Raw genomic sequence first — 14,135 nt, 5'->3', positions numbered from 1 at the left:
AATTAAACGGCTTGCATTTATCTCTAAAAACGAATATTATATATCATGTTGCTTTTAATGTTCGTTATTTTTGGAGGTACTTATGTTTAAGTTACAAGAAGCTAACACGAATGCTAAAACAGAGGTTTTAGCTGGAATTACTACGTTTTTAACAATGGTTTATATCGTGGTTGTAAACCCTGTAATTTTATCAGATGCAGGTGTACCGTTTGATCAAGTATTTATGGCAACCATCATTTCAGCCGTTATTGGTACGTTGTGGATGGCACTTGCCGCCAATTATCCAATTGCAATTGCGCCAGGTATGGGATTAAACGCATATTTTGCATACTCTGTTGTCGGTTCACACGGTAACATCGATTATAGAATTGCTTTTGCGGCCGTGTTTGTCGCAGGTATTATTTTCGTTATTTTGTCGCTCACGCCGTTTCGTGAGAAATTAATCGAAGCCATTCCAGGCAACTTAAAACATGGAATTACAGCTGGTATTGGCCTTTTCATCGCCTTTGTCGGCCTTCGTTCAGCAGGTATTATTGTCGCAAACGAATCCAACCTTGTAGGCTTAGGAGATCTTCAATCTCCTGGCGTTGTACTCACTTTAGTGGGATTGGCCATTACCATTGCGCTATATGCAATGAATATCAACGGGGCATTGTTTTTCGGTATGCTTATTACAGCCGTTATCGCGCTTTTCACAGGTCAGCTTTCATTTGACCAAGGGTTTGTGTCTGCCCCTTCTCTACCAGAAGGACTTCTAATTACAAATCCGCTAACTGCGTTTGGTGACGTTATTCAGCACGGTTTGTATGCTGTTGTATTTTCTTTCTTACTGGTAACCATTTTTGATACAACAGGTACGATGATTGGTGTAGCACAACAAGCAGGATTAATGAAAGATAACCATATGCCAAAAGCACGCCAAGCTCTTCTTGCAGATTCTTTTGGTACATCAATTGGTGCAATGTTTGGAACAAGTCCAACAACTGCTTTCATTGAGTCTTCAGCTGGTGTTGCTGCAGGTGGACGTACAGGTTTAACTGGCGTAACCGTAGCTCTTTTATTCATTATTGCTGCGTTCTTTAGCCCGCTTGTAAGCGCCGTTTCAGGCATTGCAGCGATTACGTCTCCAGCTTTAATTATTGTAGGTAGCTTAATGATGGGCTCTATTGCAAAGATTAACTGGAGCGAATTTGATGAAGCATTCCCTGCGTTTCTTGTTATTTTAACAATGCCTCTGACATCAAGCATTGCAACTGGAATTGCGCTAGGTTTTATCTCACATCCACTAATGAAGATTGTAAAAGGTAAAGCAAAAGAGGTTCACCCCCTTGTTTATGTATTTGCTGTTTTATTCTTATATCAACTTGTGTTTTTACCGCACTAAAAGCGATGCTTATGCATCGCTTTTTTATTTGAGATACGTTGGATTTAAGTGGAATCCTTTTCGTTATTTGGTATACTGAATATACAGAAAACGTCTTCATTGAAAGGAGCTTCATATGAAAAAACAGCTTGGCACGCTTATGTTTATCATGTTTATGATTTTTGTCGGATTCGGCATTATTATTCCGATTGTGCCAGAAGTCATTCGCATAACTGGAGCTAGCTCAGTTAACCTTGGACTCTTAATGGCAAGTTATTCTATCGCATCTTTCTTGATCGCTCCATTTTGGGGAAGTCTATCTGACCGAAAAGGTAGAAGACCCGTTCTTCTTACGGGCTTAATCGGATTTAGCGCTAGTTTCTTTATTTTTTCATTCGCTAATGACTCACTCGTTCTGATGTACATATCACGTATTCTTGGAGGTTTATTTGCCGGAGCGGTTATTCCATGTGCATTCGCTTACGCTTCTGATATTACCACGGAAGAAAATCGCACAAAAGCAATGGGCCTTTTAGGAATGACAATCGGGCTTGGCTTTATTTTTGGACCAGCATTAGGTGGACTGTTATCGTCCGTGAGCTTATTTTTCCCATTTACCATTTCAGGGATATTGGCACTAATTATGACGACCTATGCTTTCTTTGCATTACCGGAATCGCTCCAGCAAGAAAGCGTCTCTCAGGAAAAGAAAACTACGCTGCAAGATTTCAACACGGATTTTAAAGGCGCAATGAAGTATTTATATTTACTCTCCTTTTTTGGAACGTTTACGCTAGCTGGCCTTGAAGCAACTTTTCAATTTTTTCAAATCGAACGCATTGATGTAACCCCTACCATGATTGGCTGGATGTTTATGGCCAGTGGCGTTACGCAAGCTGTTATTCAAGGCGGGGTTTTACAGCGATTTAAGCAAGGAAATGAGAAAAAGCTAATTGCTGTTGGTTTAATTGTCTCAGCGGTCGGATTTGCATCCATTTTATTTTCATCCAATTTATTTAACGCAACGGTTTTCCTTTGCATCTTCACAGCCGGCAATGCCCTTATTCGCCCTTGTGTACTCGCTCTGATTACCCTTAAAACGAATATCGGCTATGGGTCAGCTTCAGGTATTAATTCATCAATGGATAGCTTAGGAAGGATTTTCGGGCCTCTGATGGGAGCCTTTGCTTTTGAACTGAACAGCATGTATCCATTTTTAATTGGAGCTGTATTAACATTCAGTGCGCTCCTTCTGCTTCAACGTCATATTGCACTCGACTATTCACCCAAAGAAATAACACCTAGCTCTTAACTAAGAAAAGACTTTAGCTTTTTTGGCTAAAGTCTTTTCTTATCGCTTGAAATACCTGGACGATTTCATCATAAAACACCATAGTACCTAAACCGATAACCAACAGTATAGTTGAATTGAAAGCACACCCAAATCTAAAAAGACGCTCCTCACTATTAAGATGAGGCCAACAACGAAACCGGGATCAGAAGGAGCTTTTAAATCATCAGCTTCTTTCTCTTCTTCATATAGTTCGCTCTCTGATTTATCTTCAGCTACTTGTTCAGTGCTTGACTGTTTTTTCAAAAGCTCATCTAACGTCACATTATAAAATTCAACTTGCTCAATGTATACTGCTTCCTCTTTATCATCTAAGAATTTCACCGTGTACTTATTGTAATATTTTCAATTCTCTTTTCCGATTTTAAGTTATTATCTCCATCAAATTCTACCACTCCAAATTTATGATCGATTGTTTCATAAAAAGCTAATAAAGAGTTTGCAACAGGTTGTGGAGTTGTTTGTAACAGCACGTCTAATCCTTCTAATTCTTTATATTTACTAAACTCCCTCACTAATTGTTCCCGTGAATTGCTACATGCTGATAAACATAGTAAGAAAAGTGCTAACACCGCTATAAAAAGCTCGTTCATATAATTCCCCCTCCTTTTTAATTCTACATCCATTACAATTAATTTCCTATATATCCATAACATAAAAATTACCATTTTCGTCAATTTTATTGCTTTGGAAATAAAATTGACGAAAATAGCACATTCTCAAATTAAAAAGTAAATACCATAAGATTTCATTACGTGAAGGGGGAAATGGCGAAAGTTTAGCAATCTTTAATAAAATAACCCTTAAGCTTATAATGCTTTTCTGACTTAATATAAGCTCTTTTTCTCTTTTACAATACATTTACGTTTACGACGAATAAAAGCCCAGAAGCAATCTTCTAGGCTTTTATTCGTCGTCCTCTAAGAAGTCTAGTACGCGATCAATAAATTGTTCGCTACCTTCGTCATTTCCGTGCTCAATTAACAGCTCCATGTTCAGCCTCCTTTTAAAATTGTTAGAATATTCTTGTTTTATACCTTACCACAATTCCAACCAAGTTGTAACGGTTATTTTGTGTAAAAATTTCGACAAATATCATCTCTTTTCAACGAAAAAAGAAAAGAGAGAAGATAAGCATCTTATCATGATTATAGACAAGACTGCAATTGATATGAATACAACCTTAAGCGTATGTACCTTTCAGCCATCCAACTCGCTTTAATTTTGCTATACAAGCTTCTTTTAAACCTTCTTCTGTGTAGCCCTCAATAACTTTGCAGTCAATTCCAATGGCATACGTATCCCTTCCGCTCTTTACTACAATTTCGTAAAACGTCTCAAGCTTTCTACAGGTAAAATCATTAATCTCCTTCAATTGATTTAATACATCGTTTAGCACTTCTTCATGATTCTTTATAATCGTTTGTGTCATCCGTATCTCTCCTTCTAATAAAATCAAAAAAGCTCATTTTGCTTTAGATGCAAAATGAGCTTTCACCCGTCTTATCACCCAAAGCTAATGCTTTGCTGGTAGGAGCACCTTACGTTGGTAGGTTGCTGTGGAGTCATAGAGCCAGATCTCTCGTCCACTCGTGATAACTTTTTAAATTAGATTTCATTATACCAAATATCTCCTATTTAGCAAGAGTATTTTTTAAATTTTTCTTTTTTTCAGTTTTGTCACTCTTTTTAACCTATGCATAGTAAAGCGAGAATATTTTCCTTTCTTTACGTAAAAACTAACAAAAAAAACGTAATGTAATTCTTTAATTAAATCCTTGGATAATTTTCTGATTATTCTTTCATTTGACCAAACTCTACCTTTGCTTATAAAATGAAGATTTGTAGAAAGGAGCACGAAAAACTATATGTATACGTATCAAATTGGCAATCAAACAATTGACTACAAAATTAAAGTCGTTCCAAATAAAACCGATATTACGGTCCAAATTTGTGACAATGAAGGGGTAACCGTAATTATCCCACGAGGCTTAAACGAGCACAACGTTCGCTCTGTTATTTCTCGTAAAGCGACTTGGATTTTAAAACAACTTAACGGTGGTAATCAACCAACCGAAGCAAAAAAACCAGCTGCTAAAAAAGCCGAAAAAGCAAAAACTGAGAACAAAACGCCAGCTGCACCTAAAGCAAAGACGTCATCTTTTGAAAACGATGACAAATTTTCGTATTTAGGTCGTCAGTACCGCTTAAACATCGTTCGTGATAATGTGGAGCAACCTGAGATGACGTTCCGTGCTAAATTTATCGCAACAGTGCCATCATCCTGGTCTGAACAAGAAACAAACGAGGGAATTCAAAACCTTTTAACAGAATGGTACCAAGGACGAGCAAATGAAAAATTCAGCGAAGCACTAAAAACAGTGAAAAAACAAGCAGCAGATGCACCTGACTCTGTAGCGTGGAAGGAACTGCAAGATACATATGCAACGATGGAAAACGGTGAGCTAGTATTGAACTGGCGTCTACTTCTAGCACCATTAACAACAATTGAATATGTGATTGCTTCACAATTTACAGATGCAGACTCATTATTTGAAGATGCAGCAGAGCGTAAACAATGGTTAGAAGAAAATAGCTTACAAGCATTCTAATCAGCTAACAGCAAAACACCCATCCTAAACTACACAAAGGACGGGTGTTTTTGCATATTGTGTTTTGTTAAAACTTAATTATAATAAAAAATGTTTATAGTTGAATAATATAGGTTAAGTATATGTAAAGGTAGTATAAAATTTAATTTTGCTCCTTTATCTATCTTCAGAAAGGATGTGCACCTAATGAAAGGACAAAGCTTTTTCATTTTAGGTCTTATTTTCGCTCTTATTATTGCTATCTTAGCTGTCATCAACAATGAGCCAGTTCAATTTAACTATGTCTTTGGCTCACAAGACTGGCCACTTATTTTAATTATTTTAACATCGGCTGTATTCGGTGGTGTCGTCGCTGCTTCACTAAGCTTTGTTAAAATCACTCAGCTTAAAAGTAAAAACAAGCAACAAACAAAACGAATTGCCGAACTAGAAACGCAACTAGCCACTCACTCAGAACCACAAGCTGATCTAGAAAAACCTTTATCAACACAAGGTGAACCATCAGCTTAATATAGAGATATACTAAAATCCTGCTTTCCCAACACTACGGGAGGGCAGGGTTTTTTGTTTTTCCTCCTTACCCCTTATAACCAATTATTATAATAAAGGGTGTATTAGCTATGTCAGTAGCCTGTGAGTGAAATGGGAAATGTTTGACTCCTACGGAATTACCAAGACGGCTTGAGACCCCGCAGAAACGCAATGACGAGGAAGGCAGGCGTGAGCCACGTGGAAAGCGAGCAATCCGGAGTGAAAATCACGACTCGTTGCGTGCGCTCGTCCTTCTTCCACACCCAAACACTTATAGAGATACGTAGTTTCCCTCCTACTCAAGAAGCCCGTGATTGAAACGGAAGATGCGAGACTCCTGCAGGACTAGCGAGTGCTCTGAGATCCCGCAGTTTACGAAGAAGCTCAGACCGAACCCTGCGGAAAGCGAGCAATCCGGAGTGAAAATCACGACCCATTGCATGCGTCTTCCCTCCTATGAAAATATGAATAACACGCATATACAAATGGAAATCTTTAGCTAACAATGGTACAATCAATTCTGTTCTTTATTCTTTCTATTTGATTTAACAAAACGATTCACTTAAAAAAAGAAGGTGCTCTTATATTGAGAAAAACTCGCATAAAACGAGAAATCATAATCTACTGCTCCATCATTCTCGGAACACTTCTCTTTTCTCTTATTGTGCAACAGTATTTCTTTCAGCCTTATACCGTTAAAGGAGACTCTATGAATCCTACGCTTCAAGAAGGCAACCGTATTATTATTAATAAACTAAGCAACTATCAACGCTTCGATCTCGTCGTCCTTCACTCTCCTCATGACCAAGACGAGTACCTCGTTAAAAGAATAATCGGTGTTGCAGGCGAAAAGATTGAATACATTGATGACCAGCTCTATATTAATAACCAAAAAGTAAGTGAACCTCACTTACATAAATACCTACAGCATATCCCGACATACGAACGCTTCACTGAAAACTTCTCTACCGAAGAACTCGTAAATGACGGCATCATTCCTCATGGATTCGTCCTTGTACTCGGAGACAACCGTAGAATAAGCCGCGATGGCCGACACTTCGGATTAACACCTGTCTCAGACATCGTTGGTGAAGTCGATGTGAAATATTGGCCTCTGACTGATCTCAAACTAATGCACTAAAAAAAGGAGCGGCGTCCGCTCCTTTTTTAATACCCATTCTCTTCATACAACTCAAGCGGAAGGCCGTCTGGATCTGCAAAAAATGTAAATAACCTTCCTGTTAACTCATCCACTCGAATCGGTTCTACCTCAATGCCTCTACTCTCTAACTCTACTTTTGCTGCTTCCACGTCTTCAACAGCAAAAGCTAAATGCCGAAGACCACAAGCCTCTGGTTGTGATGGACGAGCTGGAGGATTTGGAAATGAAAACAACTCAATTTGTACTCCTGGCGCTAGCTCTAAGTCTAGCTTATAAGAGTCGCGATGCTCTCGATATGTCTCTTCTAAAATACGCGCTCCTAGCTTTTCTACATAAAACGCTTTTGATTGCTCATAATTACTTGCGATGATTGCTACATGGTGAATTCTCTTAAACTCCATCCTTGCCCTCCTATGTAATCATTGCTTTCATCATAACCGAGCAACTAAAAAAAGAAAAGACACATTTACTATTTTAGGAAATTCTCTTTCCGTTCGTATCGTTTAAACTAATTTCCCACTCTGTTCAATCGTTTTTTTGTCATCAAACATAGTTTTATAGTATACTATTTTTCAAATCAATTTTTGAGCGACTATACTATTTATTCCTATTACTACTTGAAGGGAGGTGGTTTTCTGATGGGATTGCGATGTATAAAATTAGCAAGCTTGCAGAGATGGCATTTATAACAAAACGCACGGTAAATTACTATTCAAAAGAATTACTCGTACATCTTCGTCTTATTGAAGCTTTAAAACAAAAAGGGCTTTTGCTTAGAAAAAGGAAGCAACAATTGGAGAATACATCCCATATAGAAAACAAGCCCCTCCTTCATAAAGACGAGCTTATAACAACATCATTATACACGACGACAAAAAGTGTAGCGTCAAGAATAAAAGGCTTAATGACGGTGAAAAAACTTCTGTTAAGCAATCACTAGAGCCACTCTCACGCACTCACTTCTCATGCTCTTGTCGTAATTTGATTATTTACAGGAGGTGTTTACTTACTTTGCTTACGCAGAGTAAGTATGTTCATTGATAACCATTAATTTAATTTTAGTTGCCTTTTTAATTGCTTTAACTGCTTATTTTGTTGCGACAGAGTTTGCGATTGTAAAACTTCGTAGCTCTCGTGTCGATCAGCTCGTAGCAGAAGGTCGAAAAGGAGCGGTCGCAGTGAAGACCGTCACGACTCACCTAGATGAATACTTATCCGCATGTCAGCTTGGTATTACCATTACAGCACTTGGATTAGGTTGGCTAGGTGAACCAACAGTTGAGCGCATTTTAAATCCAGTTTTCGCAGACTTAGGTGTTCCATCTTCCGTTTCACACGTGCTTTCGTTTGTAATCGCTTTTGCGTCGGTTACGTTTTTCCACGTCGTTGTTGGAGAGTTAGCACCGAAAACGGCGGCGATTCAAAAAGCTGAAACGGTGACGCTTCTGTTTGCACCACCGTTAATTGTCTTTTATAAAGTCATGTTTCCTTTCATTTGGTTACTTAACGGTTCAGCTCGCTTATTAACAGGCTTATTTGGATTAAAACCAGCCTCAGAGCACGAGCTAGCGCACAGTGAAGAAGAGCTTCGCATCATCTTATCAGAAAGCTATAAAGGCGGCGAAATTAATCAATCTGAATACAAATATGTAAACAACATTTTTGAATTTGACAACCGCGTTGCTCGTGAAATCATGGTGCCAAGAACTGAAATGGCCGTTGTTTCTGAAGACGATACAATTGACGAATTTTTAAAAGTGGCTGTAGAAGATCGCTATACTCGTTATCCAATTACCATTGATGGGGATAAAGATAATATTATCGGCCTTGTCAACATCAAAGAAATTCTAAACGATGTGGTCTTAAACGATGCTGTGCGTAATCAGCCTGTCAAAACGTATATGAAACCAATTATTCAAGTCATTGAATCAGTCCCAATTCAAGATTTACTACTATCCATGCAGAAACAGCGTACGCATATGGCGGTGCTTATTGATGAATATGGTGGTACAGCTGGTATTGTAACGGTTGAAGATATTTTAGAAGAGATTGTTGGGGAAATTCGCGATGAGTTTGATACAGATGAAAAGCCGTATGTTCAAAAGCTTAGCGATCAACACTTTATCTTCAATTCAAAAGTATTGCTTGATGAAGTAAATGAAGTGCTTGATATTCAACTTGAGCACGAAGACATCGATACGCTCGGTGGATGGATGCTTCTTCAAAACATTGATATTCAAGAAAATGAATCCGTCACTCTATACGGATATGAATTCACGGCAAAAGAAATGGACGGACATCAAATGAAAGAAGTAGAAGTTCGTCAATTATCTCAGGAAGAAAACGAAGTGCAACAAGAAGCACTAAAAATTGAAATATAACCGAAAAAGCTGCCTCGAGGCAGCTTTTTTCATTTCTGAACAACTAATGGATAGCTATCTTCAAAATGCATAGCTACAGCATCTACTATAAGCGGACCTTTCTGTAAAACTTTCGTACTTGTAAGTTTTGAAAAGCCATCTCCACCTTCTTGCAGATAGTTTGACAGAGCAATCGTATACGTTTGAGTCAGTTCAATCGGCTCACCGCTTTCTGCTTTAATCTCTTCAATCCGCTCACCAAACGGCGCTAAGTCATTCCATTCCACTGTAATGCCCGCTGTTTGTAAAGCTGCATCATATTTTTCACTCCACTGCTGTTCCAAAATTTCATACAGGTCTCCCCCTGTTACCTCAATCTTGACGAGATGATGCTCAAAAGGAAAAGCTGATATGCCATTTCAGCTAAATCTTCCTTTGGATTCCCACCATTTTGATCAGACTGCACAGAAACATGAGCTAAGACGACAATAGAACGTATGCCCTGCTCTTTCAGTTGTTTTACGCTTTTGTTAATGGCATTTACCTCATCGGTAATCATTACTTCTTCTCGACTATTTGCCAAAACAAAATCGTTTGTATCCGTTGTGACAACTCCGATAAAGCCCATGTTCACTCCGTTTATTTTTTGATGACATACGGCCGAAACACGGTTTCACCCGTTTTCTTATCTAAAATGTTGGCTGAGGTGTACTGTGCTGTAGCTCCTTTAAAGTTTCCTTTTTCCTGAGGGGATTCACCATGAATTAAGCGCTTCATTTCTGCTACTCCACGATCAAATTCATGATTGCCTGGCGTACCAATATCAACGTTTAGCAAATTTAAAAATTCAATTGTTGGTTCATCATTAAATAACGAAGAAATAGGAGGGCTCCCACCGACCATATCACCGGTGTGAACGAGAAGCGTGTGCGGATTTTTTTCTTGGTATGCTTGCAAATGAGAAGCGAGATACTCAGCTCCTCCTACTCGTTTACCTTGGAGCTGCTGATATTGATCTAACTGACCGTGAAGGTCGTTTATTCCTAAAAGTTGCACGTGAATTAAATCATTAGACGAGGCTGTAAAATGCGTTTGGAAAGCATGGTGATACGTGGTAAACAATAAGATGCCTACAAGTAAAAGCATAGCTATACGTTGAAATAATCTCATTTCATATCCCCTCCTCATGCTGTTATCGTTAGGCTACCATAGAAGCATTAAGGAAGTATGAACGATATGTAAAGACAAATATAACAAAAAGCGCATCAGCTAGGTCTGATACGCTTTTATCATTGAAAATAAAATGCTTTTTTCTACTTGCTTTAAATGATAAAAGTAACCTTTCTTACTCATCAGCTCAGAGAACGAACCAACTTCAACCACTCTGCCTTCATCCATGACAATAATTTGATCCATCCGCTCTAAGCCAGCAAGACGGTGGCTAATGAAGATAAGCGTTGCGTCCTTTGCTTTTTGTGTTAGCTCGGCAATCACTTTTTGTTCCGTTAGCAAGTCCATTGATGAGAAAGGTTCATCCAGTAGCCAAATTCGGCCTTTTTTCAAAAATGCACGAGCCATTGCTAACTTTTGACGCTCGCCTCCAGATAGGTTTTCACCTTTTTCTAAGATGCGATCATCGAGCTCATACGCATGTAGCTCCACCGCTTGTAACGCTGCTTTTAACTCGATATCAGACGCGTTATCATTTGCTAGCAGGAGGTTGTCACGAACCGTCCCGTAGAAAAAATGATTTTCCTGCATCACGACATTCGTATAGCTCCACAAATCTTCTTGTTCAACATTCGTTAAGAACTCTTGATTAATGGATATGGTGCCTGAGGTAGGCTCATACAGCTTGACGAGCAGTTGAAACAAAGTGGATTTACCAGAACCACTAGGTCCTACAATTGCCGTTTTTGAGCCAGCTGAAAACGTAACAGAGACATCATCTAGTACGTTGCGATTTCCATACGCAAATGATAGATTTCTCACTTCTACGTCCATCGGTTCATCTTGAAGCACAGCTGAAACAGGCTTCTTTACTTCTTTCTGGTTACCCATAACAGAAAACAGCTGCGCCGAAGAGCGACGGCTATCTTCGAAATGAGTCGGAAATGCAGCCATTGGAACTGCATATTCAAATACATTCAGTCCAATCATAATAAGCATTGCTAGGAATAACCCGTCCAGCTCGCCTCGCGTGACGTCATAGACGCCGAATAAAGTTACGGCCCAGCATACGAACATGGAAATAACTAAGCTCCACGATTGGCTTGCGTTTTCCGCTTCTTGCTTTCTTGCTTGAGCGCTTAAATAACGCTTAGATAATTCAGTTAGCTTTCCTTGCTTTTCTTCTACTTTTTGATGAACTTTTAAATCTCGAAACCCGTATAAAAACTCCGTTGTTTCTGCTGATAGCTCACTTCTGAGCTCTTGAGTAGATGCTTTTAAACGCTGCTGCCTCCACGCAGCAAGCATGGGTACAACAACCCCCGTGAGGAGCATTCCAATAGCTAAGGTCACGCTAATCCAAACTGAGTAAAACAATGTAAAGAAAATGGTGCTAATGAAAACAAAGAAAAAAACGATTGGCGGATAGAATACCCGCAGGAAAAAGTTTTGTAAATTTTCTACGTCTCCAACAATTCGTGCTAGTAAATCCCCGCTGCGGTACTGATGAAGTACGCTAGGCATGAGCGGTTCTAATTTTTCAAAAAAGCGTACGCGCAGGTTTCCCAAAATCGTAAAAGTTGCTCGGTGTGAATAATAACGCTCCGCATATTTTGTTACAGCTTTTGCAATACCAAACAGCTTTAAAAGCGCAAGCATAACCGTTAACGTATACAGCGGTGGAATAAGAGCTGCTTTGGAGATGACATACCCGCTTGCACCGAATAAAGAGATGCCGATGAGCCCTGCTAGTACACCGAATATCGTCGTATATACAATATCCTTTTTTTCTTTCAGTACAATTGTGCTGATTGTCAGTAAATTTCTCATCTAACACCCTCTCCTTGCTGCGCCTGCATCATGTCGCGGTAGCTGTCAATGCGCGTCATTAATTCATCATGCGTTCCTGAATCAATGACTTTTCCGTCTTGCAAATAAACAATTTGGTCCGCATTTCGAATCGTATAAAGTCGATGAGCAACGGTAATCATGGTTGCTCGCTCACTTAGCTCTTTAATGGATGATTGTAGAATTTGTTCCGTTACTAAATCGAGACCAGTTGTCGGTTCATCAAATACAATGAGAGAAGGCTGCTTAATAAATGCACGAGCTAGTGCAAGGCGCTGTTTCTCACCGCCAGAGAGGCCTCTTCCCCCTTCACCTATCAGCGTATCAAAGCCCGCTTCCATCGACTGAATAAGCGGTAACAGCCCCGCTTTTTCGGCTGCTTTTATAAGTTCTGCTTCCGTCACTTGAGTTTGTGTACCAAGGCAAATATTTTCTTTAATCGTTCCGGAAAATAAATACGGGTGCTGAGAAATATAGCTGATAGATTCAAACCAATCCGCTTCGCTAATGTCAGTTCGCTGTTTTCCATTAATGACTACTTGTCCTTCTGTTGGATCAATTAAACCCGAAATCAATCGAAGCAGCGTTGTTTTTCCTGATCCGTTTGGACCGATAATCGCTACTTTTTCAAACGGCTTAATGATTAACGAAACGTCACGTAATGAAAATGCTCCTTCTTGATAAGAAAAATGAATATCATCCAGCACGATATGAGCAGGTTGCCCTTGCTCTACTCGATGATTTCCCCACTTCACTCCGTGTTCGGAAGCTTCAAGCTCTTCTTTGATTTTATTCGTTGCCCCGATGCTACCTCTTCCAGCGTGAAATGCACTACCTAAATCTCGAAGCGATAGATAAAAATCCGGTGCGAGAATTAAAATAAAAAACGATGCAAAAAACGTAATATTTTCAAATACAACAAGGCGTAGGCCAAGCTCAAAGGCGATGAGACCAACGCTTAGCATCGCAATAAACTCCAGTGCCAGAGAAGATGAAAATGCTGTTTTCAAAACATCCATTGTCGCATCACGAAATTCAAAGCTTTTCTCTTTCATCTTGTCTTTTTGCACCTTTGCTTTGCGCATGAGCTTCAGCGTCGTTAATCCTTGCAGAACATCGAGGAAATGACCTGAAAAAGCCGTCATTTTTTCCATTTGAACATCCGCTTTTTTTTGCGTTTTTAACCCGATCACAATCATATAAATCGGGAAAAATGGTGCGGTTATCATCATTAATAATCCTGAAAACCAGTGCTGCGTAAACACGGCAAGTAAGATAATAAGCGGCAAAATACTCGTTTGGATGACCTGCGGAATATAGAAGCTAAAGTAGTTATCCACTTCATCAATCGCATCCATCGCTACGCTCGCTTTTTTACCCGTTTGGCCGCTTAACGAAGCTTGTAAAGGGTTGTTTGCATATTTTTCAAAAAGCTCTTCTCGGATTTCACCCTTCACTTTTTCACCAAGCTTAATTCCTAGTTTTCTTGATAGATAGATAAACAGCACCCGAGCAGTTAAGACAATTAATAAATAAATAAAAGAAGGAAGCACGTCTTGAAACGACGCGTCCTTCAAGAAGATTTGGTCGACAATGTACACAAAGAAATATGCTTGGCCAACTAACATCACACCGTTTAGCAACGATGATAGGATGAGCGGAATCATCATTTTTTTATGTGCAAATGCTCGTTTTCTCAGCAGTTCCATACACAATCGGTCTCCTTACGTTTAGTTAG

Annotated in this window: 15 protein-coding genes and 1 riboswitch; of the genes, 6 read left to right on the top strand and 9 right to left on the bottom strand. The window is 39.3% G+C overall.

Translation table 11 applies throughout. From position 1 onward, the window contains the following. Positions 1-82: 82 nt before the first annotated feature. Both MKZ18_RS06235 and MKZ18_RS06230 read left to right on the top strand, forming a co-directional pair. Entirely contained in the window at positions 83-1,384 is a 1,302-nt protein-coding gene (locus MKZ18_RS06235) for an NCS2 family permease (protein ID WP_025910198.1), read from the top strand. 115 nt (positions 1,385-1,499) lie between these two features. Beyond that, entirely contained in the window at positions 1,500-2,675 is a 1,176-nt protein-coding gene (locus MKZ18_RS06230; RefSeq protein ID WP_076513072.1) for an MFS transporter, read from the top strand. Positions 2,676-2,762: 87 nt separating this feature from the next. On the opposite strand, the gene MKZ18_RS06225 is transcribed toward MKZ18_RS06230, so the two are convergent. The 3 genes from MKZ18_RS06225 to MKZ18_RS06215 all read right to left on the bottom strand — a co-directional run bounded on the left by MKZ18_RS06225 (position 2,763) and on the right by MKZ18_RS06215 (position 4,146). After that, positions 2,763-3,038, bottom strand: coding sequence for a hypothetical protein (locus tag MKZ18_RS06225; RefSeq protein ID WP_138117219.1), 276 nt, complete (start codon positions 3,036-3,038; stop codon positions 2,763-2,765). Next, a complete protein-coding gene (locus tag MKZ18_RS06220) occupies positions 3,035-3,307 on the bottom strand; it encodes a hypothetical protein (protein WP_025910194.1) in 273 nt (90 codons plus the stop codon). The genes MKZ18_RS06225 and MKZ18_RS06220 overlap by 4 nt, the downstream gene beginning before the upstream one ends. Before the next feature lie 590 nt (positions 3,308-3,897). Then, on the bottom strand, positions 3,898-4,146 hold the full coding sequence (locus MKZ18_RS06215) for a hypothetical protein (protein WP_025910192.1): 249 nt from the start codon (positions 4,144-4,146) through the stop codon (positions 3,898-3,900). Between the two features lie 68 nt (positions 4,147-4,214). Then, a riboswitch (SAM riboswitch) is annotated at positions 4,215-4,316 on the bottom strand. Between the two features lie 266 nt (positions 4,317-4,582). Between MKZ18_RS06215 and MKZ18_RS06210 the strand changes: the two genes are divergently transcribed. The 3 genes from MKZ18_RS06210 to lepB all read left to right on the top strand — a co-directional run bounded on the left by MKZ18_RS06210 (position 4,583) and on the right by lepB (position 6,998). Continuing rightward, the gene (locus MKZ18_RS06210) at positions 4,583-5,326 is read left to right on the top strand and encodes a M48 family metallopeptidase (protein ID WP_061785497.1); all 744 of its coding nucleotides are present in this window, start codon (positions 4,583-4,585) and stop codon (positions 5,324-5,326) included. A 186-nt stretch (positions 5,327-5,512) separates the two neighbouring features. After that, positions 5,513-5,836, top strand: coding sequence for a LapA family protein (locus MKZ18_RS06205; protein ID WP_025910188.1), 324 nt, complete (start codon positions 5,513-5,515; stop codon positions 5,834-5,836). Positions 5,837-6,443: 607 nt separating this feature from the next. Continuing rightward, the gene (lepB, locus tag MKZ18_RS06200) at positions 6,444-6,998 is read left to right on the top strand and encodes a signal peptidase I (protein ID WP_025910186.1); all 555 of its coding nucleotides are present in this window, start codon (positions 6,444-6,446) and stop codon (positions 6,996-6,998) included. Between the two features lie 26 nt (positions 6,999-7,024). Here the strand turns inward: lepB and gloA2 are convergent, their stop codons facing one another. Next, positions 7,025-7,420 carry an SMU1112c/YaeR family gloxylase I-like metalloprotein gene (gloA2, locus tag MKZ18_RS06195; protein ID WP_025910184.1) on the bottom strand — a complete coding sequence of 132 codons (396 nt, stop codon included), beginning with the start codon at positions 7,418-7,420 and terminating at the stop codon, positions 7,025-7,027. A gap of 636 nt (positions 7,421-8,056) precedes the next feature. Here gloA2 and MKZ18_RS06190 point away from each other — a divergent pair. Next, complete coding sequence (locus MKZ18_RS06190; RefSeq protein ID WP_025910182.1) at positions 8,057-9,400, top strand: hemolysin family protein; 1,344 nt, start codon at positions 8,057-8,059, stop codon at positions 9,398-9,400. Between the two features lie 29 nt (positions 9,401-9,429). Here MKZ18_RS06190 and MKZ18_RS06185 read toward each other — a convergent pair whose 3' ends face one another. The 5 genes from MKZ18_RS06185 to cydD form a co-directional block, all read right to left on the bottom strand. Continuing rightward, entirely contained in the window at positions 9,430-9,735 is a 306-nt protein-coding gene (locus MKZ18_RS06185; RefSeq protein ID WP_235932325.1) for a 5'-nucleotidase C-terminal domain-containing protein, read from the bottom strand. A gap of 11 nt (positions 9,736-9,746) precedes the next feature. Next, positions 9,747-10,007: a hypothetical protein gene (locus tag MKZ18_RS06180; RefSeq protein WP_341344512.1), complete on the bottom strand. Its 261-nt coding sequence runs from the start codon at positions 10,005-10,007 to the stop codon at positions 9,747-9,749. 11 nt (positions 10,008-10,018) lie between these two features. Further along, the gene (locus MKZ18_RS06175; RefSeq protein WP_341344511.1) at positions 10,019-10,549 is read right to left on the bottom strand and encodes a metallophosphoesterase; all 531 of its coding nucleotides are present in this window, start codon (positions 10,547-10,549) and stop codon (positions 10,019-10,021) included. A gap of 99 nt (positions 10,550-10,648) precedes the next feature. Then, entirely contained in the window at positions 10,649-12,379 is a 1,731-nt protein-coding gene (gene cydC, locus MKZ18_RS06170) for a thiol reductant ABC exporter subunit CydC (protein WP_340842806.1), read from the bottom strand. Beyond that, positions 12,376-14,106 carry a thiol reductant ABC exporter subunit CydD gene (cydD, locus tag MKZ18_RS06165; protein WP_025910178.1) on the bottom strand — a complete coding sequence of 577 codons (1,731 nt, stop codon included), beginning with the start codon at positions 14,104-14,106 and terminating at the stop codon, positions 12,376-12,378. The genes cydC and cydD overlap by 4 nt, the downstream gene beginning before the upstream one ends. Positions 14,107-14,135: the final 29 nt, after the last annotated feature.

It is taken from the genome of Priestia sp. FSL W8-0001, assembly GCF_038050335.1.
Classification (GTDB): Bacteria; Bacillota; Bacilli; order Bacillales; family Bacillaceae_H; genus Priestia; species Priestia flexa.
The sequence above is the reverse complement of the archived record's forward strand: the minus strand, read 5'-3'. Positions and strand labels throughout refer to the sequence as shown.

Bases quoted from the DNA above. Each gene is read 5' to 3' on its own strand.
- MKZ18_RS06235 (WP_025910198.1), top strand. From the start codon at position 83: ATGTTTAAGTTACAAGAAGCTAACACGAATGCTAAAACAGAGGTTTTA.
- MKZ18_RS06230 (WP_076513072.1), top strand. From the start codon at position 1,500: ATGAAAAAACAGCTTGGCACGCTTATGTTTATCATGTTTATGATTTTT.
- MKZ18_RS06220 (WP_025910194.1), bottom strand. From the start codon at position 3,307: ATGAACGAGCTTTTTATAGCGGTGTTAGCACTTTTCTTACTATGTTTA.
- MKZ18_RS06215 (WP_025910192.1), bottom strand. From the start codon at position 4,146: ATGACACAAACGATTATAAAGAATCATGAAGAAGTGCTAAACGATGTA.
- MKZ18_RS06210 (WP_061785497.1), top strand. From the start codon at position 4,583: ATGTATACGTATCAAATTGGCAATCAAACAATTGACTACAAAATTAAA.
- MKZ18_RS06205 (WP_025910188.1), top strand. From the start codon at position 5,513: ATGAAAGGACAAAGCTTTTTCATTTTAGGTCTTATTTTCGCTCTTATT.
- gloA2 (WP_025910184.1), bottom strand. From the start codon at position 7,420: ATGGAGTTTAAGAGAATTCACCATGTAGCAATCATCGCAAGTAATTAT.
- MKZ18_RS06180 (WP_341344512.1), bottom strand. From the start codon at position 10,007: ATGGGCTTTATCGGAGTTGTCACAACGGATACAAACGATTTTGTTTTG.
- MKZ18_RS06175 (WP_341344511.1), bottom strand. From the start codon at position 10,549: ATGAGATTATTTCAACGTATAGCTATGCTTTTACTTGTAGGCATCTTA.
- cydC (WP_340842806.1), bottom strand. From the start codon at position 12,379: ATGAGAAATTTACTGACAATCAGCACAATTGTACTGAAAGAAAAAAAG.
- cydD (WP_025910178.1), bottom strand. From the start codon at position 14,106: ATGGAACTGCTGAGAAAACGAGCATTTGCACATAAAAAAATGATGATT.